The organism is Caballeronia sp. M23-90 (assembly GCF_053574605.1).
In genome coordinates, this window is the sequence record NZ_JBSIPA010000012.1 from 13638 (window position 1) to 40524 (window position 26887).

General features: G+C 58.0%; 19 protein-coding genes. 14 read left to right on the forward strand and 5 right to left on the reverse strand.

The genetic code is table 11. The annotated features are described in order from the left end of the window. Window positions 1-24: 24 nt before the first annotated feature. The 5 genes from ACRXB1_RS02635 to ACRXB1_RS02655 are packed head-to-tail and all read left to right on the forward strand — an operon-like array spanning window position 25 to window position 7133. A complete protein-coding gene (locus ACRXB1_RS02635; protein ID WP_449491000.1) occupies window positions 25-1527 on the forward strand; it encodes a basic amino acid/polyamine antiporter in 1503 nt (500 codons plus the stop codon). Between the two features lie 42 nt (window positions 1528-1569). After that, complete coding sequence (gene speC / locus ACRXB1_RS02640; protein ID WP_449491001.1) at window positions 1570-3915, forward strand: ornithine decarboxylase; 2346 nt, start codon at window positions 1570-1572, stop codon at window positions 3913-3915. A 22-nt stretch (window positions 3916-3937) separates the two neighbouring features. After that, a complete protein-coding gene (locus ACRXB1_RS02645) occupies window positions 3938-5161 on the forward strand; it encodes an arginine deiminase (protein WP_179258310.1) in 1224 nt (407 codons plus the stop codon). A 27-nt stretch (window positions 5162-5188) separates the two neighbouring features. Further along, on the forward strand, window positions 5189-6193 hold the full coding sequence (locus ACRXB1_RS02650) for an ornithine carbamoyltransferase (protein WP_089161061.1): 1005 nt from the start codon (window positions 5189-5191) through the stop codon (window positions 6191-6193). Between the two features lie 10 nt (window positions 6194-6203). After that, complete coding sequence (locus tag ACRXB1_RS02655) at window positions 6204-7133, forward strand: carbamate kinase (protein WP_449491002.1); 930 nt, start codon at window positions 6204-6206, stop codon at window positions 7131-7133. Here the strand turns inward: ACRXB1_RS02655 and ACRXB1_RS02660 are convergent. The 5 genes from ACRXB1_RS02660 to ACRXB1_RS02680 form a co-directional block, all read right to left on the reverse strand. Continuing rightward, complete coding sequence (locus ACRXB1_RS02660) at window positions 7117-7989, reverse strand: slipin family protein (RefSeq protein WP_449491003.1); 873 nt, start codon at window positions 7987-7989, stop codon at window positions 7117-7119. The two genes, ACRXB1_RS02655 and ACRXB1_RS02660, sit on opposite strands and share 17 nt — an antisense overlap. A 41-nt stretch (window positions 7990-8030) precedes the next feature. After that, window positions 8031-8615 carry a universal stress protein gene (locus tag ACRXB1_RS02665; RefSeq protein WP_449491004.1) on the reverse strand — a complete coding sequence of 195 codons (585 nt, stop codon included), beginning with the start codon at window positions 8613-8615 and terminating at the stop codon, window positions 8031-8033. Window positions 8616-8777: 162 nt separating this feature from the next. Then, a complete protein-coding gene (locus tag ACRXB1_RS02670; protein WP_449491005.1) occupies window positions 8778-10376 on the reverse strand; it encodes a bifunctional aspartate transaminase/aspartate 4-decarboxylase in 1599 nt (532 codons plus the stop codon). Window positions 10377-10396: 20 nt separating this feature from the next. Then, window positions 10397-12103: an aspartate-alanine antiporter gene (gene aspT, locus ACRXB1_RS02675; RefSeq protein ID WP_449491006.1), complete on the reverse strand. Its 1707-nt coding sequence runs from the start codon at window positions 12101-12103 to the stop codon at window positions 10397-10399. A 115-nt stretch (window positions 12104-12218) separates the two neighbouring features. Further along, on the reverse strand, window positions 12219-13328 hold the full coding sequence (locus ACRXB1_RS02680) for an asparaginase (RefSeq protein ID WP_449491007.1): 1110 nt from the start codon (window positions 13326-13328) through the stop codon (window positions 12219-12221). Window positions 13329-14392: 1064 nt separating this feature from the next. On the opposite strand from ACRXB1_RS02680, the gene ACRXB1_RS02685 reads away from it, so the two are divergent. The 9 genes from ACRXB1_RS02685 to ACRXB1_RS02725 form a co-directional block, all read left to right on the forward strand. Continuing rightward, entirely contained in the window at window positions 14393-18826 is a 4434-nt protein-coding gene (locus tag ACRXB1_RS02685; RefSeq protein WP_449491008.1) for a CheR family methyltransferase, read from the forward strand. A gap of 995 nt (window positions 18827-19821) precedes the next feature. Beyond that, entirely contained in the window at window positions 19822-20421 is a 600-nt protein-coding gene (locus ACRXB1_RS02690; protein WP_449491009.1) for a hemerythrin domain-containing protein, read from the forward strand. A gap of 43 nt (window positions 20422-20464) precedes the next feature. Continuing rightward, entirely contained in the window at window positions 20465-20746 is a 282-nt protein-coding gene (locus ACRXB1_RS02695; protein ID WP_449491010.1) for a hypothetical protein, read from the forward strand. Window positions 20747-21100: 354 nt separating this feature from the next. Beyond that, the gene (locus tag ACRXB1_RS02700; protein WP_062001837.1) at window positions 21101-22483 is read left to right on the forward strand and encodes an NAD-dependent succinate-semialdehyde dehydrogenase; all 1383 of its coding nucleotides are present in this window, start codon (window positions 21101-21103) and stop codon (window positions 22481-22483) included. Window positions 22484-22510: 27 nt separating this feature from the next. Next, entirely contained in the window at window positions 22511-23701 is a 1191-nt protein-coding gene (locus ACRXB1_RS02705) for an NAD(P) transhydrogenase subunit alpha (RefSeq protein ID WP_449491011.1), read from the forward strand. Between the two features lie 28 nt (window positions 23702-23729). After that, complete coding sequence (locus ACRXB1_RS02710) at window positions 23730-24092, forward strand: NAD(P) transhydrogenase subunit alpha (protein ID WP_075357217.1); 363 nt, start codon at window positions 23730-23732, stop codon at window positions 24090-24092. A gap of 10 nt (window positions 24093-24102) precedes the next feature. Further along, the gene (locus tag ACRXB1_RS02715) at window positions 24103-25554 is read left to right on the forward strand and encodes an NAD(P)(+) transhydrogenase (Re/Si-specific) subunit beta (protein WP_449491012.1); all 1452 of its coding nucleotides are present in this window, start codon (window positions 24103-24105) and stop codon (window positions 25552-25554) included. A 33-nt stretch (window positions 25555-25587) separates the two neighbouring features. Then, window positions 25588-26622: a zinc-dependent alcohol dehydrogenase gene (locus ACRXB1_RS02720; protein ID WP_449491013.1), complete on the forward strand. Its 1035-nt coding sequence runs from the start codon at window positions 25588-25590 to the stop codon at window positions 26620-26622. Between the two features lie 43 nt (window positions 26623-26665). Next, window positions 26666-26887: NAD(P)H-hydrate epimerase (locus tag ACRXB1_RS02725; protein ID WP_449491014.1), on the forward strand; the 222-nt coding region annotated here is incomplete at its 3' end.

The following is a 26887-nucleotide window of genomic DNA, read 5'->3' on the forward strand; positions in this document are numbered from 1 at the left end:
CCAGCAGCAGGGAGAAAACATCTTATGGACCAGACGCATAGCAGTTTGCCGCTCAAGCCCGTTGCCGCCGATACGGTCGTTGCTCAACCCGCCGCTCAACCCGGAGGCCGCAAGCTGAGCTTGCCGCTCCTCACGGGTGTTGTGATCGCCTCGATGATCGGCGGCGGCGCCTTCAATCTGCCGCAGAACATGGCGCAGGGCGCAGGACTGGCGGCAATCGTGATCGCGTGGATGATCACGCTTGTCGGCATGTTCTTTCTGTCGAACACGTTTCGCACGCTGGCCGACAAACGCCCTGATCTGAAAGCGGGCATCTACTCGTATGCGAAAGAAGGCTTCGGCTCGTTCGCGGGCTTCGAGATGGCTTGGGGCTACTGGCTGTCCGCTGCTTTCGGCAATGTTGCATTCGCCGTGCTGATCATGAAGACGGTCGGCTATTTCTTTCCGGTGTTCGCAGCGGGCAACACCTGGCCGTCGATTGTCGGCGCGTCGCTGCTGATCTGGGTCATGCATTTTGTCGTGCTGTATGGCGTTAAGCGGGCAGCCATCCTGAGCGTCATCTCGAGCGTATTGAATATTGGCACCATCACCGTGGCCCTGTGCGCGATGGCGGTGGCGATCAAGGGCGGCATGTTCTCCTACGACTTCTGGGGCGCTCAGGAGCATTTGGGCAGCCTCCTTGGGCAGGTCAAGAGCACGATGCTCGTCACGTTGTGGGTGTTCATCGGCATCGAGGGGGCGGTGGTGGTTTCGGACCGCGCCAGCAAGACCTCGCAAGTAGGAATCGCGACTTTTCTCGGCCTGACGGTTTGCACGATCCTCTATTTCCTGTTGTCGGCGCTGCCGTTCGGTGTGATGCATCAGGCACAACTCGCGGGGCTGGCTTCACCGTCTACGGCTTACGTGCTGAAAGCAGCAGTGGGCGACTGGGGCGCGGTGTTTATCGTCGTCTCGCTGCTCGTGTCGCTTCTGAGCTGCTGGCTTGCCTGGACCATCCTTGTCGCGGAGTTGCCGTTCGAAGGCGCAAAGGACGGCGTATTCCCGAAGTTTCTCGCTAAAGAAAACCGTCACCATGCCGCGGCGCCGTCGCTGTGGGTATCGAGCGCGACCATGCAGCTCGTGATCTTCGTGGTGCTGTTCGCCCACGACGCCTGGATGTGGCTGATCTCGATCACCGGGATCATGATCCTGCCGCCGTATCTGGCGAGCACGGTCTTCCTGTGGCGCTACGCGACGCAGTCGAAGTACGCACCGACCGCCGGTGAAACCTCGAAAGAATCGATCTGGACCGGCGTGTTGGCGACTGTCTATTCCCTCTGGCTCGTCTATGCCGCGGGACTGCAGTTCCTTCTGATGTCCACCATTCTGTTCGCACTCGGCTTCCCCGTCTTCTGGTGGGCACGACGTGAACATGCAGCCGGCGAGCGTGTGTTCACGGGGCGTGAGGCATCGGTCGCGGGCCTGCTCGTGGTCGTGGCGGGTGTGGCTGTCGTCCTGTTCAGCAGGGGCTTGGTGAAGATCAGTTGAGGTCGTGAATGACGCAATACGATTGCCAATACAAGGATCAAGATGCTGTATGACCAGATGTTCGGCTTCCTGTTTTGCTGTGCGTTGCCCTTGCCACCCGTGTTGCCGTCGTCACGCTTTCAGCGACTCGTCGATGAACTCGGACGCTTGGGCTATGCCACCACGGTCACCGTCACGGTGGCAGAAGCGTCCTCGGCTATCCGCAGCGAGGCCGCGGTTGGCTGCGTGATCGTGGAATGGTCGCTGACCGAATCAGAGACGGACGTTGAGGCTTTCGTGCGCTTTGTCCGGGAGCGGGGTCTCGACGTACCCATCTTCATCCTGGTCGAGCGCCATCTGCTCGCGGAGATTCCGGTTGCGGTGCTGGGGCATGTGACGGGTTATGTGTTCATCGAAGAGGATACGCCTGAGTTCGTCGCCCGCAACCTGGTGAGTCATTTGCGGACGTACGCTGACTCGCTCAAGACGCCGTTCTTTGGCGCGATGGTCGATTACGCGGAACAGGCGAACCAGATGTGGACCTGTCCGGGCCACAACGGTGGCGTGTTTTACCAGAAAAGTCCGATCGGCCGCGCGTTCGTCAAGCATCTGGGCGAAGCGGTGTTCCGTAACGACCTGGATAACTCCGTCGTCGAACTGGGTGACCTGCTGGTTCATGAAGGCCCCGCGCTCGCTGCGCAAAAAGCGGCAGCGCGGATCTTCGGCGCGGATCGGACTTACTTCGTGCTGAACGGTACGTCCACGTCCAACAAGATTGCATTGACCGCACTCGTGACACCGGGTGACCTGGTGCTCTTCGATCGCAACAATCATAAGGCGGCACATCACGGCGCGCTGCTGCTCGGCGGGGGCATCCCCGTCTATTTGCAGACGCAGCGCAATGCGCACGGGATGATCGGTCCGATCGACTACGACGCGCTCGACGAAGACCGCATCCGCGACGGCATCCGTTACAACAAGCTCATCACCGATCCCAAGGCGTGGCAGCACGAGCGGCCGTTTCGTGTTGCGGTGATCGAGCAATGCACCTACGACGGCACGATCTACAACGCGCAAATGCTGATCGAGAAGATCGGGCACCTGTGCGAATACATTCTCTTTGACGAAGCCTGGGCCGGTTTCATGAAGTTCCATCCGCTATTCAAGGGACGTTTCGCGATGGGCATCGAGGGACTGGATGCCAACGCGCCGGGCATCCTTGCCACGCAGTCGACGCACAAGCAGCTCGCCGGCTTCTCGCAAGCGTCGCAGATCCACGTAAAGGACGCGCATCTGGACGGCCAGCGTCGCCAGGTCAGTCACCGGCGCTTCAACGAGACTTTCATGCAGCACTCGTCCACGTCGCCGTTCTATCCGTTGTTCGCCTCGCTCGATGTGGGCGCGCAAATGATGAAGGGCCGCTCCGGCGAAGTGCTGTGGGACGATACGATCAAGCTCGGGATCGAGATGCGCAAGAAGATCCGTGTGCTGAAACACGACTACGAAGCCACCGAGACGGACCCCGCACGGCGCTGGTTCTTCGATCCGTTTGTTCCTGACAAGGTCACGGCCACGAGCGGCATGCAACGCTGGGAAGACCTGTCAACGGACGAACTTGCGAGCGATCCGCGTTACTGGGAGCTTGCGCCGGACGCGAAATGGCATGGCTTCGGCCACCTCTCGCCCGGCTACGCGATGACGGACCCGAACAAGCTAACGCTCATCACGCCCGGGTTCGATCGACGCACCGGCGAATACGCGGAGCACGGTGTTCCGGCAGCGGTGCTCGCCGAGTTCCTGCGCGAACGGCGCATCGTGCCCGAGAAGAATGACCTCAATAGCATCCTGTTCCTGCTGACACCGGGGCTGGAGTCGAGCAAGGCGGGCACGCTCCTTTCGGCACTGGTGCGCTTCAAACAATTGCACGACGAGAACGCGCTTCTCGACGATGTCATCCCGACCTTCGTCGCTGCCCATAGCGAGCGTTACGCGGGAATCGGCCTGCGCGATCTTTGCGCCGACATGCATGCGTTCTATCGTGAGCGCAATGCAAGCCGCCTGCAACGCGAGCAATTCCGCGCAGCGCACTTTCCCGAGATGGCGATGACCCCGCAAGCCGCCATGCACGAACTTGTGCGCAACAACGTGGAGCTGTTGCCGATCGACGAGATCGAGGGACGAATCGCGGCAACACTCGGTCTTGTTTATCCGCCGGGTATTGCGGTGGTGGTATCCGGCGAGCGCTACACCGAGCGCGCGATGCCCACGCTCGATTACTTCCGGATGTTCGAGGAAGGCGGGAACCGTTTCCCTGGTTTCGAGAACGAGATCCAGGGAATCTATAGAAAGAAGGAAGCCGACGGCAGCGTGCGGCTCTATACCTACGTCGTTAGTGGTCGAAGAGCATGAAGACATTGAGGGGGAATCACTGATGGCTCTAGGCGTTCATTCGGAAGCGGGCAAGCTGCGCACGGTGATGGTCTGCCGTCCGGGTCTTGCACACCGGCGGTTGACCCCCGCCAACGCGGCATCCCTTTTGTTCGACGATGTCATCTGGGTCGACAAGGCGATCGAAGACCACGATGTATTCACGGGAGCGATGCGCGAGCGGGGTATCGAAGTATTGGAGTTTCACGATCTGCTCGCAACGATCTGCGGCGACCCGGTCGCGCGCGACTGGATTCTCGATCGACGCATTGTCGAGGAGGAAGTCGGCACGGGGATGCTGAAGGAGTTGCGCGCGTGGCTCGAACAGATGCCGGCGGCACAACTGGCCGAGGTGCTGGTCGGCGGCGTGGCGAAGGCCGAAATGCCCTTCGACGCCCGCGGCCTTTTTGGCGGCTACCTGGAGCAATCGGACTTTGTGATCCAGCCGCTCGTGAACCTGATCTTCCAGCGCGACACGAGCGCGTGGATCTACGGCGGCGTGACGGTTCACCCGATGTATTGGCCGGCGCGCCGCAAGGAAGCATTGCTGGTCGCCGCGGTGTACCGCTTTCATCCGCGCTTCGCCGGTAAGGTGAACACCTGGTGGGGCGACCCGGATCGCAACTTCGGCGTGGAAACCATGGAAGGCGGTGACGTCATGTCCATTGGCAACGGCGTGGTGCTGATCGGCATGGGCGAGCGCTCGAGTCCGCAAGCGGTCACGCAGGTCGCGCGGCATTTGTTTGCGGGCGGCGGCGCCAAGCGGGTGATCGCTTGCGAGTTCCCGAAGCGGCGCGCCTCGATGCACCTGGACACGGTGTTTTCATTTCTCGATATCGACTTTGTCAGCATCTATCCCGAGGTCGCCGACGAGATCCGCTGCACCAGCCTGTATCCGGGTGATGCACCCGGCGAAATCCACTATGAACGCCATAACGCCAAGTTCCTGACGGTCGTGAGCAATGCCCTCGGGGTGGGTTCACTGCGCATCCTGACGACTGGCGGAGATGCATATGAAACCCAGCGTGAACAATGGGACGATGGCAACAACGTGCTGGCGCTTGACCGGCGCATGGTGATCGCGTATGACCGCAACACTTACACCAATCGCAAGATGCGGCAGGCGGGCGTGGAGGTCATCGAGATCCCGGGCGGGGAACTCGGACGTGGACGGGGTGGCACGCATTGCCTCAGTTGCCCGATCGAGCGAGACGCTATCGACGCCTGAATCCCCCCTAATTCTCAACCGGATCTCATCGTGTTCAATGTACATAACCGCAGTTTCCTGACGCTGATCGAATACACACCGCGTCAGATTCGCTACCTGCTGGATCTGTCGCGGGATCTTAAACGCGCCAAATATGCCGGCACGGAGATCGCGCGTCTGGTGGGCAAGAACATTGCGCTGATCTTCGAAAAGACCTCGACTCGTACGCGTTGCGCATTCGAAGTTGCGGCTCATGATCAGGGCGCCCATGTCACCTATATCGATCCAGGCGCGTCCCAGATCGGTCATAAGGAGTCGATGAAAGATACTGCCCGCGTACTTGGCCGCATGTACGACGCGATCGAATACCGGGGCTACGGGCAGGAGATCGTGGACGAACTCGCCAAGTACGCAGGGGTACCCGTGTACAACGGGCTCACTGACGAGTTCCACCCGACACAGATGCTCGCCGACGTGCTGACCATGCACGAATTCAGCGACAAGCCCATTCACGAAATCAGCTACTGTTATATAGGCGATGCCCACAACAACACGGGCAATTCGTTGATGATCGTGGGCACGAAGCTTGGCATGGACGTACGCCTGTGTGCACCGCGCCGGTTGTGGCCGCACGACGACCTGATCGCGCAGTGCCGCACGTTCGCGGCGGCTAGCGGAGGTCGTTTGACACTAACGGAAACACCGGCAGAAGCGGTGAAGGGTGTCGATTTTATCTATACCGACGTCTGGGTATCGATGGGTGAGCCGTTCGAGAAATGGGGTGAACGGATTGAGGAGCTGCTGCCCTTCCAGGTGAATGCGTCCTTGCTTGCGGCCAGCGGCAATCCGCGCGTGAAGTTCATGCATTGCCTGCCTGCGCTTCACGACACCAAGACGGAGATCGGCAAGCAGATCGGCGATAAATACGGCTTGCTGAATGGCGTGGAAGTGACAGACGACGTATTCGAGTCGGACGCATCGATTGTCTTTGAGCAGGCAGAAAACCGCCTTCATACGATCAAGGCAATTCTCGTCGCCACGCTGGCCGAGTGAGGAGAACGCAATGCTGATGGTAATTGCATTGGGCGGCAACGCGTTGCTCAAGCATGGCGAAGCGGTAAGCGCGCAAGCACAGCGCAACAACGTGCGGATCGCTGCCGCACAACTCGCGAAGGCAGCGGCCGGCAACGACCTCGTGATCGTGCACGGCAACGGACCACAGGTTGGCATGCTCGCGCTGCAGGCGGGCAGCTTCCCGCTCGATGTCCTCGATGCGGAAACGGAAGGCATGATCGGTTACATGATCGAGCAGGAAATGCGCAACCTGCTGCCTGCAGGACGGCCTTGCGTGACCTTGCTGACCATGGTTGAAGTGAGCGCGTCCGATCCGGCCTTCGAACACCCCGACAAGCCGATCGGGTCCAGGTACACGGTTGCCGAAGCGGCGGTGGCGTCGCAGGGGAAAGGCTGGACCCTGGCGGCACAGGGAGACAAGTTACAGCGTGTCGTACCGAGTCCAAAGCCGGCGCGCATGCTCGAGATAGAGCCTGTACGCTGGTTGCTCGAACACAGTTGTGTGGTCATCTGCGCCGGAGGTGGTGGGATTCCGGTAGTCGCTGACGCACAAGGGCGGCATCGGGGTGTCGAGGCAGTGGTCGACAAGGACCGCAGCGCTGCGATGCTCGCGGCGGAACTCAAGGCGGATCTGTTCGTCGTCGCGACTGACGTGCAAGGGGTTTATCTCGACTGGGGCAAGCCGTCGTTGCGCTTGGTCGCGCGTGCGAATCCAGCAGCGCTTGGCGAACTGGCTTTCTCGGCTGGATCAATGGCGCCAAAGGTCGAAGCGGCGTGCGATTTTGCAAGCCGCACGGGTCGGCGCTCGGTCATTGGTGCGTTGAGCGACATCGAGGCAATGATCGCCGGCAATGCCGGGACATCTATCGATGCAACGGCGGCCGGCATTGAAGAGGCACTTGCTACGCAGCCGTCTTGATGAGCGGCTTGACTTCGGCGCCGGGCAGATCACGTCCGGCGATCGCAAGCGCGAGCGGCGGATTCAGACTGTCGACCATCGACGTTGGCATGAGGATGGTCGCCCCGCGCTCTTTGGTCGTTTCGTAAATGATGTTCATCGCGCGCAACTGCAGCGCTCCCTGTTGAGTCTCGTACACCTTTGCCGCCTCGACAAACTTCGCCGCAATTTCCGCTTCCGCCGAACCCAAAATTACGCGAGCTTGCTTTTCGCGCTCGGCTTGCGCCTGGCGCGACATGGCGTCCTGCAATGCCACCGGGATCGCCACATCACGAATCTCGACAGAGCCAACGGTCACGCCCCATGCAGCCGTCTTGGCGCCGATCTCGTCCCGCAACTGGGCATCCGCTGCTCGTCGGTCCGACAGAAGCGCCGACAGCATCGATGAACCGATCATTTCCCGTAGCGATGTCTGTGCTACCCGGTCGATCGCCTGCCGATAGTCGGTGATGGCCAATGCCGCCTTTTGCGCATCGTGGATGTGCCAGAAAATGATCGCGTCGACGTTCACCGGCACCGTGTCTTTCGTGAGTGCCTGCTCGGCATTAAACGAGGTGGTTTGGATGCGCTCGTCGATGACGGCAACTACGGTATCGATTACCGGGATGATCATGAAGAACCCCGGTCCCCTGACGCCCTGTAATTTGCCAACGCGCAACACCACGAATTTTTCCCAGACGTTCGCGACCCTCACGGACAGGAAGATGAGCACGGCTGCGACAAAGAACAGCGGTGCCAGCCACACGCTTACAAATTCGCCGGTCGCCAGCCCGGCAAGTAGCAGTACCAACGCAAGGAACAGGGTGATGGGATTCATGATGGTCACTTCCTGAAAGGCTGCCGGCCACGATTACTCAATCAGACCGGATGTTCGATGGATTTCGCAGCAGCAGGCGCTGCGGAGTCGAGGGCGCCCGGATGGGGGGCAGGAACGAGCAGGACTGGGCACGTTGCCATTCGGACGAAACGCTCGGCAACGCTTCCTAGCAAGAGCCGCTGGAAACCTCGGCGCCCGTGGGTACCCATAACAACAAGATCGGCTTTCAGTTCGTCCGCCGCGACCAGCAGGCGTTGTGCAATGCCGTCGCCATACAGATCGACCTCAGCGATCCGCGCGACGCCTCTGGTTTTTTGCAAATGCATCTTCTCGAGCGCCGCGTTCGTTACTCGTGTTCCTTCTTTGGTCAACGCGTCGCGCAGGATCGACGGGTCGTAGCCTAGGGCGTCGTAGGCCATCAAGGGTGCGTCGATGATGTAGACGGGCTGCAGTTCGGCATCGGCTTCCCGAGCGATCTGCAGGGCTGCGTCGAGCGCCAGGAGCGACGTCTCGCTTCCATCTATTGCGACCAGAATGCGCTTATACACGGTGTTCTCGCTTCGGTAATACACAACGCTTGCGGCCGCGGCGTTCGATGCATGCGGGCGTTGCGTGACGGTTTCCATAGACGAGCGTAGCGCTTGAACGCGCCGCAACGCCAGCCTCGGAAACTACTCAGGCAGCGGCCCGCGACGACTTGCGACCATGTCGCTCGCCGGCCGCAAATCGTGTGACGAAGTGAACCGCCGTCTGGTGGTTCCGGGAAAAACATGCCAATCGGCGGTGTACTAGCGCTTCACTGCCTTTTCGTAGTCTTCTCGGTATTCGTTCAAGATCTGTCGAGTAAACTTCCCGATCGCTGCATATTCGATATCGGTCAAATTTGCGAGCGATACCCTGGCCGATGTATCGACAACTTCAAAGCCGTTCCCAGGTAATAAGACTACGCCTGTCTCTTCTGCGAGACGGAACAAGAAGTTAGTTCCGAGATTGCTCTTGATAAACCACGCCTCGAAGGCGGGTCCGTAGAGCTTGCCGCCGATCTCCTGGAGGTCGATCAAGCTGTAATAATTGACGTCATTAGCATCCCGTTCCACCTTCACTCCCATCTCGCGGTAAAGCGTTTGATGCCTCTTGCGTATGAGTTGTTTGGCCGAATTCTTGTAGTGATGGTCCCGGTCCATAAGTCCGTTCAGCGCGAACAGAGCCATCTGCAACTGTTGCGGCACAGAGAGCCCCGCTGTGTGGTTCAATGCGACGGCGCGACTGTCGGCGACCAGACGATCAATGAAACGCAGTGCCCGAGGTTCAGTCGTAAGCGTGGAATAACGCTTGTCGAGCAGTTGTTTCTGCGGTTCTAGCAGCTTTGCAAGCGATGCGTCGAAGACATTGTCGTCATGTACGCCAATGGTGCCCAGGCGCCAACCCGTCGCGCCAAAGAACTTGGAAAACGAGTACACACAAAGCGTGTTGTGTGGGCATTTGGCAAACAGGGAAACGAAGTCATCTGCAAACGTCCCGTAGACGTCGTCGGTGATAATCATCAGATCCGGGCGATGACTGGCGACAAGCCCCGCTAACTGATCCAGCGAGGCATCCGATAGCTTTGTCGACGGTGGGTTGCTCGGATTGACGAGGCAGAAGAGCTTGACAGCCGGGTCCTTCAGTTTGGCGATCTCGGCTTCCGGGAATTGCCAGTCAGCGTGTTCGTCCATCCGGATGTCGACTACCTCTAGCTGGTAATCGCTTAAGACGGGAATCTCTAGGTAGGGCGAGAAAATCGGCGTTGCGATAGCGATCTTGTCTCCAGCCTGAATCAGGCCATTCTCGTGAAGCGTCTGGAAGATATAGGCCATCGCGGCCGTTCCACCCTCTGTGGCGAACAGGGAGAAGTCCCCGCTCTTCGGCTGTGCACCGAACATTTCCTGAGTGAGATACGCCTTGACGATCTGTTCCGTGTGTTTAAGCATGCGCGGCGGCGTGGGATAGTTGCAGCCGAGGAATGCACTCACCATTTCATAGAGAAACGAATCACGATCGAGGCCGAGCTGATCTTTGACATAGGAAATTGCGGAGCGCAAGAAGATAACGCCGTCACTCTGTCGATGATCGTTAGCGTAGGCTTCAAACCTTTGCACGATACCGTCATGTTCGGGAAGACCGCCGAAGCCGCTGTTTAAATAGGAATATGACCGTTCCGATTCTCGCAGGGAAAAGTCACCCAGGCTCAGGAACGCCCAACGCGGCAATGTTGCGAGGAAATTCGGATTCCCCCGGCCCGCGTTCAGCATGATTCGCTGTGCATCGGATGAAGCAATTTCGATGAGCCGATCCTTAAGTTCGAACGGGCTCAGACCAGAAAATTTACTATAGTCTTGCTCTGCCATGATGGTCTCGCTTAAAAGTTTTAGCTTGCGTTTTTCGAAATAATGCCGACAATGACCGGTCCCCACAGCGTGAGGAAGACGTTGGCAACGGCGTAGGTGACGGTGAAGGAAACGACCGGCGTGGCATTGCCCGCCTTGGATAGCAATGCCGCAAACGCGGGATTCGCGCTGCGACCGCCTGCGACGCACGCCAGTGCTTCAATTGGATTTCGAATGCGTAGAACGAAGTAGGAGAAAAAGAACGTGACGATCTGAGGGATAAGGGTGACGGCGACGCCGAGCAGCAGCAGGGTCAAACCATATTGCCGAATCGCGACCAGTGCTTGGGGACCTGCCGCAATTCCGACAATTCCAACAAAGACGGCAAGCCCAAAGTCGCGTAAAAAGTTCGAGGCCCCGATCGGTAACGCCGCGAACTTCGGATGGACACTGCGCAGCCAGCCAAAGAGCAAGCCTGACAGCAGGCAGCCGCCGCCGCTTCCGATCGACACGGGCACGCTCCAGAGCTTGAACTGGATCAGTCCGATCAGCATTCCAAGTATCATGCCGAGGCCAAAGAATACGAAGTCGGTAACGGAAGCAGCCGTAATTTTGTAGCCGATCTTCGGCTGTACGCGGTTGAGATCGGCAGAGCTGCCGACGAAATGCAATTCATCGCCCGTTTTCAACTGAAGGTTGCTCAGCAAGGGCAGGTCGCGTCCCATGCGCTTGGCCGCGGTCAGGAAAACACCGTGACGGGTGGCGACATTTATGTCGTCATGCATTTTGCCTACTTCCCGGCCAGTCATTTCACGATTGGTCAGGATGATCTCTCGACTCTCAAGCACGACTGCCATGTCGGGCGGCGCGACGACTTCAGGACCAAGCATGCTGGAAGCAGCGTCCATGACTCCCACCGCGCCGCTGATCGCGACGCTGTCGCCAACCTGGACCAATGCCGTGTCGGTGACATCGAGCACTTTGCCCCCGCGATAGATTGCTTCGACCGCTGCATCCGAAAGCTCGGTATCGATCGCCAGCGCGGTTTTCCCGATAGCGGTACTTGCTTTGGAGATTTCAAAGAAGCGTGTATTGACCGAGGTAATAGCGTTGAATTGCCCCGGGTCGAGTTCGGCCTTGCCGCCCGACATGAGCTTGGCGAGCTTCACCGCTTCTTGCCGGATATCCCACTTCATCACCATTGGCAAGAACCATGTCACCATGATGATTGGGCCAAGCGAGCCAAAAATGTAGCAGACGGCGTATCCGACCGCGACGTTGGTTTGCATGGTTTTTATCACTGCCGGCGCCAGCCCCAGCCGGCTGATGGCGTCACCAGCTGTTCCAATGATTGCAGACTGCGTCAGGCCGCCGGCAGCCAGTCCCGCGGCCATTCCCCGGTCGAGCCCAAAAGCCCACGCTGCGACGAGAACGCAAAGGAGTCCTGTAACACACATGACGACTGCAGACGCCAACTGGTTCAACGACCGTCTGTTCAGCGCGTGAAAGAATTGAGGACCGCCCTGAAAGCCAACCGCATAGATGAACAATGCAAAGAAGATTGCCTTGATCCCTGCGTCAATCTGAATGTTCATTTGGCCGATGACCACGCCCACCAGAAGCGTTCCGGCGACACCGCCCAGCACGAAGCTTCCGATTTTGATCTTGCCGACCAGATAGCCAAGCGCGATCGTCGCAAATAGCGCGAGAAGCGGCTCCTCTGTGAACAAGTGTTTTAGGATTTCCATTGCTATTTTTTCCGGAGAGTCGTGGCTGTCGTTGATCGTTTGGGGGAGGGCGAGTTGCTATCGTGACTCGCCGCTGCGGCTGTCCGGCTGCCGCTGATGGTGCCCTGAGCAGGCGTTACCAGGTGGCTGAAAATTGCTGCTGCATTTGGGCGGCGGACGTTACCCCGTTAGCGATGAGAAGCTGCGTGAGAATGCGCGCCTTCTGAGGATTCAAGTCCAGTGAGACGATGAAACCGCTTTTGTCGTCGTCAACTTCGACATTGCGATTCACGAATCCGGATCCAACGCGCGTCGAGCGGACGACTACAACGCCCTTCTTGACTGCTCGTTCAAGTGCGGCAAGCGCTGCTATCGATGTGTTTCCATCGCCGACACCCGCTAAAACTATGCCCTTCGCGTTGTTGGCGACGGCGTCGTCTATTTGCACGCCGTCCATATTGCTATGTCCGTAAATGATCTCGACCCTTGGCAACGTCCCCGCTGCAGGCAGGGCTAGCCCTGCATAATGAGGCGCATGCTGGCTGGTCATGAATCGCACACTTGCCGGGTCGACATAGCCTATCGATCCGCTGTCCGGAGACCGAAACGTTTGCACGCTAGTGGTGTTCGTCTTCGTTGCCCACCTTGCACCTTCGATCCTGTCGTTGAGGACAATCATGACGCCTCGACTGCTCGCTTTGTCGCAGGAGGCAACTTCGACGGCTTCATAGAGATTGTTTGGTCCATCCGCACTAATGGCATTGGACGGGCGCATCGATCCGACAAGAATGACGGGCTTGTCGGTATGGAGAACCTTGTCGAGGAAGAAGGCAGTTTCCTCGAGTGTGTCCGTGCCGTGCGTGATGACCACCGCATCTGCCTCGTTCTTATCGGAAATCTGTTGAATGCGTCGTGCAAGCTGAAACCAGACCGTGTCGTTCATATCCTGCGAACCAATCGATGCGACTTGCTCAGTCGAGAGACGGGCTAACTTATCAATCCCCGGAACAGCCCTGATGAGCTGTTGGGCACCGACACTGCCTGCGTTGTATGCGTCGGCGGCGCGAGGGTCGGATTGCCCTGCGATCGTTCCTCCCGTTGCTAAAACGATGACGCGAGGCAATGTGGACAATCCACCTGAACCCACCTTGGCGGCGGCCTGACACGTTGTGGCTGGTTTCTCTGCTTGGGCACAGGTCGAAAGAAGGGCCACTGCGGTGCAACTCGCCGCTACGAGCGCTTTCACTATGCGATGGTGTGCCTTCAATGTAAGGGGGCTTACTAACGAGCGCATTTTCCGGGATCCTAAAGAGCATAAAATTGGTGGTGCGCGATTCCGCATCTCGGGCAACTATGGGGTGGCCGTGTTCGGAATGATCACGCTTGGATAAAGAAAACGGTAGAGTCGGAAAGTACTCAGAACCGTTAGCAGGAGCGCATTCTCATTTGGCAGAATGGAAGCCCGTCGGTGTGGGAACCCTTGAATGCCAGTGGCGCGGGGAGTTCGCGGTTGCGTCGCGAGCCTGGAGGCAGCGCGCCAGAGATAGTGGCATCCGCAAATCTGTCGTCACATGTATGGCGACAAACGTTGGATCTGACCGATAAAAATGCGCCTGAGTAGTTTCCGACCCTTTCGACTGCAACGGGACCGGATCATCATAGCTGCGGTATGGAAAGCGGCATTTCCGTCGTCAGATAGCGCTGAGAGATTGTGATACTTGCGGAACAAATTCGCGCGTCGATCTTGCGATCAGCTAATCTGTCGATTTTTTTTGCTCCCAACGGGGATATTTCTTCTAGAGGATTCTTCAATTGTGAATGAAGCACAGAAAAAATAGACATCCGTCGCATTGAGATTCAGAGTGAACGGAGCAGTCTGTTAGATCGGCAGCAAGAATGAAGCGGCGTACAGCCGCGTGATTTTCGACCCGCCACGCTAACCTGACACCTAAGACCGCGACAGCAGTGAGATAGGCGAGTACGATGAATGAATTGAATGCAGGGGCTGCTCCGTGGGTACCCATCTGCATTCGCTCCTCAATCCGCAAACATACGCTGATGTAGGCTTGGTTTATGCGTCATCCAAGGGGAATCCCGATTGGTTTCTGCAATCGCGTGATTATTCTCCGATCCCGCATATCTGCGCATATCGACCTGTTTGTCAACTAGCAAGGTCGCTACGGCTTTCTGCCTGGGGTGATCGTCGAATGCCAGCGATCTGCACTTACGCACACTGACGGCTTGCGTTTGTGAGCCTGAAGGCTCGAGGAGCGCTGGCCGCTTCGAAACAATTCTCTCCGGATGCACAAGATGCCTGCAAGTATCGTTCGTCAGGCTAGCCTCTCTCGACCCAGGTCGAAGCGCAAGCCACTTTCAAACGCTGGTCCTGCTGCTAAGAGCGACGAGCTTTTTGTCGTCGGGATCGGCGCATCGGCAGGCGGGCTCGACGCGTGCCGTAAGCTTGTCGAAGCGTTGCCGCCGAGAACCGCGACAGCGTGGATCTTTGTACAGCATCTGGATCCGGCTCACGAAAGCTTGTTGGTGAGCTTGCTTACCGGTCATACACGGATGACCGTCATGCAAGCGGCAGACGGTATGTTGGTTGAGCCGGAACACCTTTACATTATTGCCCCGGGTACGTATCTATCCGTCGCCAACGGAGTGTTACGCAGTTTCATTCCACAAGCACGTCACGGCGCGCGGCTGCCCTTTGACTTCCTGCTGCATTCACTCGCGAAAGAGTATGGCCCACAGGCTGCGTGCGTTGTCCTGTCGGGAACCGGCGCGGATGGAAGTCTCGGCCTGACGGCGCTCAAGGAGCAAGGTGGAATGATCATTGCCCAGGATCCTCACGAAGCGGGATCCGACGGAATGCCACTGAGCGCGATTGCCACCGGGGCAGTGGACCGGGTGCTGCCGCTAGCAAAAATTCCGGAAGCGCTCATGGAATACCGACGGCGAACTCCAGGCAGAGAGCGGGCTGACGAAGATTCAAACGAGGGCGCCGGGCCGGCTTGGCTGGCTCCGATAATTGAGTTGTTGCGCACGAGAACCGATCACGATTTCACGCTCTATAAGCGCGGCACGCTGGAGCGTCGAATAGAGCGCCGCCGCGCAATGGCGGCAGTCGAGACGCGCGACATGGCGGGCTACATTGAGGTTCTCGCGAACGACCCTGCCGAACTGGAACTTCTCGCCAAAGACATCCTGATTAACGTCACGCAATTTTTTCGCGATCCGAAGGTTTTTGATTTACTGGCGAAAACGGTCGTGCCCGAGCTTGTCCGCAATCATGCGCCAGGTCAGGACATCCGCATCTGGATCGCAGGGTGCAGCACCGGAGAGGAAACCTATTCGCTTGCCATGCTTTTTCTCGAGGAGATCGAGGCCTCGAGGCGAAGCATCAAGCTGCAGGTCTTTGCTTCAGATGCCGATCCGGATGTGCTTATCAAGGCCCGCGAAGGCCTGTATCCGGAAACCATTGAGGCGGATGTATCGCCAACTCGATTGGCTAATTTTTTCATGAAGGAAGGTAACACCTATAGGGTGTTGGCCGAGCTGAGGTCGTTGGTGGTGTTCACCGCTCATGATGTGCTTGTGGATCCGCCATTTTCCCGGCTTGACATGGTCTCGTGCCGCAACCTGCTCATTTATCTGAATCCCGAGGCCCAGACGAAGGTCGTATCCCTTTTCCACTTCGCGTTGCGCGACGGCGGCGTTCTTCTCCTCGGCAGTGCAGAGACAGTCGGAAAACCTGACGGCCGTTTCGAGATTCTTTCAAAGTCAGAGCGAATTTATCGGCATACCGGTCGCGGCCGATCGCACAACGTCGGCTTTTCGATGAATTCTACCAATGCGGTCCGCATTGCCTCCCGGCAAGAGCAGGGCCACGGTGTCTCGCGCCAATCCGCCATGGCAGAGCTGTGTCGACGACTGGTCATCCAGTCGCATGCACCTGCGACCGTCCTGATCAACCGGGACCATGAATGCATCCATTCTGTCGGACCCACCAACCGGTATCTGCATGTCGCGTCGGGCCCTCCCACGCAAGATATCTTGGCAATGGCGTCCCAGGACGTGCGAAGCAGGCTCCGGCTCGCCATCCAGCGCGCGAAGCAATCCAATGCGCGCGTGATCGTCACCGGGGGCACGACGGAGCTGAACGGCCAAGTTGTGGGCTTCAAACTCGACGTCGAGCCTGTCTCGAACGACGGAGAGGAAATGTTTCTGGTTTGCTTTGTCGACGAGCCGTATCATGACCATCATGACAGGAAGGCCGTCACTACTTCACCGGAGGACGTGCCTCGACTTACAGAGCTTGAGAGCGAGCTTGAGGCGACCAAAGGGGAACTGGCGAGTGCAATTCACAGCCTCGAGATAATCAGCGAGGACCATAAGGTGGTCAACGAAGAGGCGTTGTCGGTTAACGAAGAATACCAATCGACTAACGAGGAGTTGCTGACCTCTAAAGAGGAATTGCAAGCGCTGAACGAAGAGCTGACTGCGCTCAACAGCCAGCTACAAGAGACGCTGGAGCGGCAGCGCACGACCTCCAACGATCTCCAGAATGTCTTGTATAGCACCGAGGTAGCAACGCTTTTCCTGGACGTGCAACTCAATATTCGTTTCTTCACGCCGGCGACGAGATCGGTGTTTAATGTCCTCCCGGGTGACATAGGCCGGCCACTGGGAGATCTCAGGTCGTTGGCTCCGGAAGACGATCTGCTAGCCGACACACGCACGGTACTGCGCACGTCGGTCCCCTCCGAGCGTGAGATACAGACGCAAACCGGTGTCTGGTTTATTCGTCGGATCTCGCCGTATAGAACGGAGGACAGCCGGGTGGAGGGCGTTGTCATTACGTTTGCGGACATTACCGAACGTAAGTTAGTAAAGACCTCGTTGAGGGAAGCCAAACGGCTTGCAGACCAAGCCAATAATGCGAAGTCGCGATTCCTGGCTGCGGCGAGCCATGACCTGCGCCAGCCGCTGCAAGCGCTTGTCCTGCTGCAAGGTTCCCTCGCTAACGCAGTGCAAGGCGACGCCGCCAAGAAGATGGTCGAGCGTTTCGAGCATATACTGAGCTCGATGTCCGGTATGTTGAACGCGTTGCTGGACATCAACCAGATCGAAGCCGGAACCGTTCATGCGGAGCTGGCCAGTTTTCCGATTGGCGAGCTTCTTGATCAAATGAAGGATGAGTTCAACGACCGCGCGCTCCCGTCGAACCTCACTTTCCGCGTTGCCCCGTGTAGTCTTTTGATTCGAAGCGATCCGCATTTGCTGATGCAGGTGATTCGTAATCTTTTGTCCAACGCCTTCAAGTACACCAAGCGGGGGCGCGTGTTGTTAGGTTGCCGCCGCAAAGGCGATAGACTGCGCATCGAAATCTGGGACACAGGTATTGGTATTCCGAACGATGAGCTAAAGGCGATATTCGATGAATACCATCAGTTGGACAACGCGGCGCGGGAACGCAGCCGGGGTTTGGGTCTTGGCCTGTCTATAGCGAATCGTCTGGCTGATCTTCTCGGCGATCAAGTGACGGTGCGCTCTCAGCCTGGCAAGGGCTCTGTTTTCTCGATTGAAGTCGCGCTTGTGCCGCCCGAAACGAGTGGGCCTCCAAAGCACGATGGCGAGCCCGTTGCGGAGGTCGCAACGCCGGAGCCGAACGCGCACAATGGCTCGATACTCGTCATCGAGGACGACCCTGAAGTTCGAGACTTAATAGGGTCGATGCTCAAGGCAGAGGGCTATAACGCGAGGACGGCATCCGACGGTGTCGAGGGTTTGGAACTCGTGTTACAGAACGTCATCCGACCCAACCTCATCCTGGCGGACTACAACCTGCCTGGAGGCATGAATGGGCTCCAGGTTGTTGCCAGCGTTCGCAAGATCGCCCGTTGGGAGATTCCGGCGATCATCTTGACGGGTGACATATCGCTGGAGACTCTGCGCGACATTGCGCAAGGGAAATGCCTGCACCTTAACAAGCCGGTTAAGGTAGGGGACCTCATCAAGGCGATCGAAGGTCTCATGGATACTTCGCGTCATCCAGTTCCGCTGCGGGCGTCAGAGCCTGTCGCGCGGTCGACGGGGCAGACATCGTCCGTCGTATACATAGTCGATGACGACCAATATGTCCGCACGGAAATTCGGCAGGCGCTTGAAGACGACGACCGCACCGTCGAAGATTACGAGTCCTGTGAGGCGTTCCTGGAAGCCTACAAGCCGGGACGAGAGGCATGCCTGCTTGTGGATGCCTACTTGCCCGGTATGAAAGGTGTCGATCTGCTCAAGCTATTGCACTACCGGGGAGACCGGTTACCCGCAATCATGATCACGGGAAACAGCGACGTACGAGTGGCGGTGCAGGCCATGAAGGAAGGCGCTTCAGACTTCATTGAAAAGCCGATCGGCACGACCGAGTTACTCGAAAGCGTCGGGCGTGCGTTTGAACAGTCACTGAATTCGCAAAAGCTCTTTGCTTGGCGTGAAGCTGCGGCCAGTCACATCTCGGGCCTAACACCGAGACAACACCAGATAATGGATCTCGTGCTTGCGGGCTGCCCTAGCAAGATCATCGCAGCGGACCTTGGCATCAGCCAGCGTACGGTCGAGAATCACCGGGCGTTGATCATGAAGAAAACCGGCTCGAGGTCTCTGCCGGCTTTGACTCGCCTCGCACTTGCGGCCCAGTTGGTGAATGCCAATAGTGTCGACGACCCGTCTTCCAGTAGTTAGTAGGAGCCTGCGTCGCAGATAGCGAAGAGGGCGGTAGAGACGACGCTCTCTCAGGCTGCGCGGCATTGCTCAGCCGTTTTCCCAACGGTTGAGCACATCAAGCGACCTTGACAAAGGAGGCTCGCGGACCATCCCCGGTACGACTTCCGCTTTGTAGATTGAGGGAATTTCATGCTCCGCATAGTCGGTCTTATTTTGTGCCGTTATGCTTGGACAGTGCTCTGCGAGGTTCGAGCATTTTCTGCCCGCGCAAAAAAAGAGCCGAGAAGAATAATGCCGTCATACCACCCAAGATGCCCCAAATTGGTAGTGCCATGGTTGTACTCCTAGTTTTATGATTATAGGTTGACGCGTTTGCACTGTGCAGGACAGCACCTCCCACGACCAAACGATGAAGCCATCGCGGTCCTATCTGACCAATGTAATCCCCAAAGAATCGCTTAGGCAGGATCGGAAACTACTTAGTTTGCCGAATCCAACGTAACGAAATCATACGACCTCGCAACCGGAGACGGCCAGATCATCCGCTTGTCTTGCAAAGATCCAGCAATCAAACCTGCGCTTATGTTGCAGGCCCCGAGCCGAGGAATCGCTCGTGCCGATGGTGCTGGAAAAGCTGTGAATCACGATGCTGTACGGTCTTACGCAGGCCGAAAACTGTTCATTCAAAAGTATTGTTGGACGACGGCCTGAGTAGTTTCCGAGTCTGCCTTTGTTGGGCACTCGGCGCTATTGTGAGGGCGAGGACAGGGACGTTTATGAGCTCGTGTTCACGCTGAGGCTTCGAGCGAGTGCAACGCTTACGGCAACACAGGCGATGTCTCGATCGACCGTTTGTCGAGGCTGATACCTGATGCCCTATCCGATGCGTAACGTGAGGGGGCATACCCGTCCGATGAAAACAATCAAGCATGTTGCTGGAATTGTCCGCTACGTGCGGGCGAAGCTTCCATTGTCGTATCAGACAGAAAACGAAGAATAGGGGATGGCGCGCCATGTCCAATGTTATTGAAAGGCTGATTACGGAACATTCGAGGCTCACAAAAGTGGTGCGGCTGCTCAACGACCAATCAAATCTCCGGACTGATGCAACTGCGCCAAATATCGGATTGCTGGTCGATGCGCTTTGTTATCTGACGCGTTTTCCCGACGTGAGCCATCACGTGCTGGAGGATCGAATGGTCGAGAGGTTGCTGGCAAAGAAGGCGCTCCCGGTCGAGTTCGGGCATGAGATCGAGGCACAACACACGAAGTTGATCCGGGATGGACTCGATTTGCTGAGGGATTTGGAGGCGGCAACCCGGGGAGAGAATATGTCGCAGGAGCTCGTCGACATCCGGGTCCGGCTTTATGCCGAGCGACTCCGGCACAACATGGCCATCGAGGAGTTGACGCTGTTCCCGGCAGCCAGAAAGAGCCTCGACGAAGAAGACTGGCACGCGATCGAAGACATTGGTTTCCAGGGGCAGGCGGACCCACTTTTTGATGGCGAGGTGGACGAACAATTTTCTCAACTGTATCGGGTCATTACAGAGGAAGCGACGAGCGAGCACGCTGATCCCGCTTCTGGGCGGGGTTCTCGGCCCAATGCTTGAATCGGCTCCGTCTTACTCAATGCGTGAATCTCGGGAGACTGTCATGCCAAAGCAAGTTTTTACTGCCGAACAAATTCGCGAGGAAGTGCTCAGACGCTTGATTCAAGAGTCTCCCGCGCCCGGAGACGGTTCGCAGATTTTCGTCTCTTTGCCAACACCTCATTCGCCCGACGCTGAAGCGCGGAACTGGGATATGAAGAATGAGGATCACGACCCTCAAGATACCTACGCGAGACGAGTGATTGAGGAGGCCCGACGAGACTTTTTGTTATCGGATTCCGCGGAACGAGACGAAATATTAGGCGACTCTTTCGCGCACAGCTGAGCTAGCAAGGATGGGCGATTTTTTGAATAAGCTCTACGGCTTAAATGGTACGGTGCCGCGCCCAAATTCACGTCGTTGCGCATTGCCGGTAAGCCCGCAATTGTACTGAGTAGTTTCCGAGGCTGGTTTCGGTGTCGACACAGCCTATGATTGAGCATCAATTCAAGAGTCGACGTCGAAAGATGCCGCGTTGTCGAAGCGGCCACGTCGTGCGTAGCGTGGCTCCACTAAGCCCGAATTTAACATCTCAATCACTAATAATTAGTATTACTGATGTAATCATAAAAAATGTTCAAGCACACTTGATGTCATCTCCCTGACCTCCGGAACACTTCTACCTGAAGAGAGCAAGATATGGCCTACCAAAGCGTTAACCCGAGCAACGGTGAAGTCCTGAAGAGTTTTGATCAACTGAACAACTCGCAGCTGGAACAGTCGCTCGCTGCGGCCGAATCATGCTTCCAGACCTGGAAGCACACCACCTACGCGGAGCGCGCTGCGATCGTAGGGAAGGCCGCCGCACTGATGCGCGGCCACGTCGATGATTTCGCGAAGCTGGCGACGCTGGAGATGGGCAAGCGGATTGACGAAGCACGTGGTGAGGTGAAGTTCAGCGCCGACATCCTTGCTTACTACGCCGAGCATGCTGAAAAGTTCCTGGCACCAACCAAACTACATCCTAAAGTCGGCGCAGCCCACATGGAAAGCAGCCCGTTTGGTGTGCTCTTTTGCGTGGAGCCGTGGAACTTTCCGTTCTATCAGCTTGCACGTGTTGCCGGACCACAACTAATGGCGGGAAACACGTTGGTGGTCAAGCACGCGGGCTGCGTCCCGCAATGCGCTATTGCATTCGAAAAGCTCTGGATCGACGCAGGTGCACCTAAAGGCGCTTACACCAACCTGCTGATCTCGCATGAACAGTCCGAGAAAATTATCGACGATCCGCGGATCAAGGGTGTGGCGTTGACCGGCAGTGTCGCGGCAGGCAAAAGTATTGCGGCCCAAGCCGGACAGAACCTCAAGAAGACGTCGATGGAACTGGGCGGCAGCGACGCGTTTATCGTGCTCGACGATGCTGACCTCGAGAAAACCATTCCATGGGCGGTATGGGGGCGGATGTACAACGCCGGCCAAACCTGTTGCGCGGCAAAGCGATTCATTGTTCTCGATTCCATCGCCGACAAGTTCCTGGAGAGGTTCAAGCTCGCTCTCTCGGCCCTGACACCGGGCGACCCAATGGACGAGAAGACCACGCACGGTCCCTTGTCGACCGAAGCGGCGCTGGTACAACTGCTCAAGCAAGTTGACGACGCAGTGGCCAGCGGCGCGAAACTGGTGATGGGCGGCAAGCGCATCGACAGGCCCGGCTCGTTCATGGAAACGACGATCCTCACCGATATCAAGCCTGACAACCCGGCCTTTCGTGACGAGTTCTTCGGCCCGGTCGTCTCGTTCTTCCGCGTCAAAGACGAAGCCGCCGCGATTGCTCTTGCGAACGACTCCGACTTCGGATTGGGCGGCTCCGTCTTCACCAAGGACGAGGCACGCGGTAAGCGTGTGGCCAGCCAGGTCGACACCGGGATGATGTTCATCAACAACATTGACTGGTCCGACGCCGAACTGCCGTTCGGAGGCATCAAGTATTCCGGCTACGGGCGGGAGCTTGGCAACATGGGGATTCAGGAGTTCGTCAATAAGAAGCTGGTTCGCACCGCTGATCTGAACGCTCCGGCCTGACCACGACTCGCCACGGGAAACTCCGACATGTACATCAACGTTGCCGTGCTAAAGGAAACACACGCACACGAGCGCCGGGTGGCGCTTGTTCCCGCCGTCATTCCTAAACTGATCAAGCTGGGTGCGAAACTGCACATGCAAACCGGCGCAGGGGCGGCCATCGACCTGGACGATGCGGCCTTCGAGAACGTGGTCTTCATGGCTGACCGGAGCGCATTGGTCAAGGATGCGGACGTTGTACTTGCCGTTCAACCACCCGCGCTCGAGGTGATCAATGCGATGAAGGAGGGCTCGATCCTGGTTTCCTTCATCTATGCGCACAACGAGCCTGCACTGGTGAAGCGTTTGATCGAGAAAAAGATCACCTGCTTCGCGATGGAGCGAGTGCCGCGCATTACCCGCGCGCAAGCAATGGACGCGCTCTCAAGCCAGGCGGCGCTCGCCGGATACTACGCGGTACAGCTTGGCTCCACGCATCTGGCGCGCGTGCTGCCGAAAATCACGAGTGCGGCGGGCTCTCTCGGGCCGGCCCATGTACTCGTGATGGGAATGGGCGTGGCGGGACTTGAAGCGATCGCCACGGCTCACCGGCTAGGTGCGATCGTGGAAGGCTACGACGTGCGCCCCGAAACGGAGGAGCAGGCGCTTTCTTTGGGTGCCACGTTCGTGAACACCGGCGTCGACGCGCGCGGAAAAGGCGGCTATGCCCGCGAGCTAAGTGCAGAGGAAAAGACCAAGGTCGCGGCGGTACTGACAAAACATATTCAGGCAGCGGACCTGATCATTACAACGGCAGCCATTCCAGGTAAGGCTTCGCCTAAGCTGATCAGCAACGAGCAGGTTGCTGGCATGAAGGCCGGCGCCGTGATTGTGGACCTGTCAGCCGAGGGCGGCGGTAATTGCGAAGACACGCGCCCCGGCGAGACGGTGAAATTGGGAGGGGTGACGATTGTCGCTCCGCTCAACGTACCTTCAATGCTTGGTGAGGACGCGAGTGAACTGTATGCGAAAAATCAGTACAACCTCCTTGCGTTGATCATGAAAGACAACGTGATCGAAATCGACTGGAGCGACGAAATCCTTGCCCAGACGGTTCTCACGCATGCGGGCGAGAACAAAGCTTCCGCGAGCAAAAAAGAAGACAAAGGAGACAAAGCCGCAAGACCGGACGCGCCGGCTGCACGGCCGGCAAAATCGACACCGGCCACATCCAGTTAGACATCACGAGCCGACAGAGGACACACGCATGGACTTCCAGATTAGTATCTCAGGCTTCGTCGCCCTCTACATCTTCATGCTTGCCGCGTTCGCGGGCTGGGTGATCATCGGGCACGTGCCGGCTATCCTCCATACGCCCTTGATGTCGGGCTCGAACTTCGTGCACGGTATCGTGGTGGTGGGCGGGATCTATGCGCTGCTGAATGCATCAACGGTGCAGGAGCAGGTGATTGGTTTTTTCGCCGTGCTGCTGGGTGCGGGCAATGCCGCGGGTGGCTACGCCGTTACCGACCGCATGCTTGCGATGTTCAAGACAAGCGGCCCTCCCGCGAAGCATGCCGCCCACGGCAAGACCGCTCGCGTGAAGTCTATCCACGCAAAGAAGCAGTGAGGACGCCGCCATGCTAACTCTCATTGAACAACTTGGCATTGGTACGGCTGATCTGGCGGCGGCCTTCCTCTTCCTGTATGGCCTGCATCGTATGTCATCGCCAGTGACGGCGCCTTCGGGCATCTTCGTCGCCGGTATCGGCATGGCCGTGGCTGTGCTCGCGAGCTTTCTCTACGCCTTCGGCGTCGGCACTGCTGCGCGATCCAACCTGCCGGTCAACATAGGCCTCGCGGTGCTCGCGCTGGGACTTGGCGGAGGCGCGGCCTGGTGGAGCGGCCGTAAGGTCGCAATGACGGCCATGCCGCAGATGGTTGCGATCTACAACGGCATGGGCGGCGGTGCGGCCGGCGCTATTGCGGCTGTGGAGCTGTTCGGCAACAAGGCGCAAGGCAAGACCGAGCTCATCGTCACTTTGCTGGGAGCGTTGATCGGCGCCGTGTCGCTGTCGGGCTCGCTGATCGCATGGGCCAAACTCGACGGGGTGATCAACAAGCCGTTTCGTGTGAAGGGACAGCAAGCCTTCAACGCGCTGTTGATGCTCGCTACCGTCGCGGTCGGCGTATACATCGTGGTCGCGAGTGCGGACAAGGCTCTACTGGTGCTGGCCATGCCGACTACGATCTACCTGTTCTTTGGTTGTGCATTGGCGCTAGGCATCCTGATGACGTTGCCAATCGGCGGTGCAGACATGCCGGTCGTGATCTCCATCTTCAATGCCTTCACGGGCCTGGCGGTTGGGCTCGAGGGCTACGTGCTTCAAAACCCGGCGCTGATGATCGCGGGGATGGTGGTGGGCGCGGCCGGTATGCTGCTGACGCTGTTGATGGCGAAGGCGATGAACCGCTCCGTCAGCAACGTGGTCTTTACGAACTTCGGAGAAGTGGCGAAGCACAAGCAGGGGAAGATAAAAGGCAGTTTGAAGCCAATGCAGTCGGGCGACGCAGGCATCGCGATGCGCTATGCGGCGTCAGTCATCATCGTGCCGGGTTACGGCCTCGCAGTTTCGCAAGGCCAGGGCAAGCTCTTCGAGTTCGTCAAACTGCTGCAGGCAGGGGGCGTCTTGGTCAAGTTCGCAATCCATCCGGTTGCCGGCCGGATGCCGGGCCAGATGGACGTGCTGCTGGCCGAGGCGGGTGTGCCCTACGACCTGATTGTTCAACTGGAGGACATCAACGACCAGTTCGCGAGCACCGATGTGGCGCTTGTGATCGGCGCCAATGACGTGGTGAATCCAGCCGCGCGTACTGATAAATCCTCCGCTATTTATGGCATGCCGATCCTCAATGCTGATCAGGCCAAGAAAGTATTCGTGATCAAGCGCGGGGAAGGCAAGGGCTATGCCGGGATTGTCAATGCCCTTTTCTATGCCGACAACTGCGACATGGTGTATGGCGATGCGCAGACGGTGCTCATCAAGATGATCGAGGCGGTCAGAGGCCTGAATTTGCCCGCAGTGGCGTAAAGCGCCAGACACGTTTTAACCGAGGGAAAGATCATGAAAAGCAAGATGCAAGCCGCTTTTGTCGAAGCGTTCGGCAAGCCACTGGTGCTGAAGGAAGTCGACATTCCAACGCCCGGGACGGGGCAGGTGCTGGTCAAGACCGAGGCCTGTGGCGTTTGCCATACCGATCTGCATGCGGCAAACGGAGACTGGCCCTTGAAGCCCACCTTGCCGTTCATTCCGGGCCACGAGGGTATCGGCATTGTCACCGCTATCGGCGCGGGGGTGACGGCCGTGAAAGAAGGGGACCGCGTTGGTGTACCCTGGCTCTATTCCGCCTGTGGACATTGCGAATATTGCCTCGCGGCGCACGAGCCCGTGTGTCCGGAAGCGCAGTTCGGCGGTTACACGAAAAACGGTGGCTTCGCAGACTACATTCTCGCAGACCCCAACTACGTAGCGCACATACCGGCGCATCTGGCCGCCCGGGATGCGGCCCCGCTTATCTGCGCCGGCATCACGTCATACAAGGGCATCAAGGAAACACAGGCCCGTCCGGGCGAATGGGTTGTCATTTCAGGTGTCGGAGGCTTGGGTCATTTGGGTATCCAGTACGCCAAGGCCATGGGCTTGCACGTGTGCGCGGTTGACATCGACGATGGCAAGCTCGCACACGCTAAACGTCTGGGCGCGGACGTGATGGTCAACGCGAAGGACGAAGACCCGATCGCAGCTGTCAAGAAGGCCACCGGCGGCGGCGCTCATGGTGTGCTGATTACCGCACCGTCGCTCGGGGCGTTCAAGCAGGGTGTAGGCATGACCCGCAAGCACGGGACTTGTGTTTTGGTGGGCTTGCCGCCGGGCGAATTTCCGACTCCCTTGTTCGACGTGGTAGCCAACTGCATCACGATCAAGGGCTCCTTCGTCGGCAATCGACGCGACATGGCCGAAGCGCTTGCCTTTGCCGCGGACGGAAAGGTGAAGGCGGATATCGAGTTGCAGCCGCTATCGGCGATCAACAACGTGTTCCATCGGCTGGCCCATGGCGACGTTCCTTCGCGCGTGGTGCTGGAGTTCACGAGCCATTGAGCGCTGCGCATCGCTAGGCTTAAACCTTGAGTCACCGCCAATCATGACGAATACCAAAACCGCACTCCTCAGCGCAAAACAGATGGGTGAAGCGGATCGTCTCACGGTGGCCTCGGGCATCGACAGCATCACTTTGATGGAAAACGCGGGCCGTCCGGTGGCGTTCGAGATCGCAAAGCGCTGGACGCCATGCCCGGTGGTTGTGCTATGCGGCCCAGGAAGCAACGGTGGTGACGGCTTCGTGGCCGCGAGGCGGCTCGCGGAA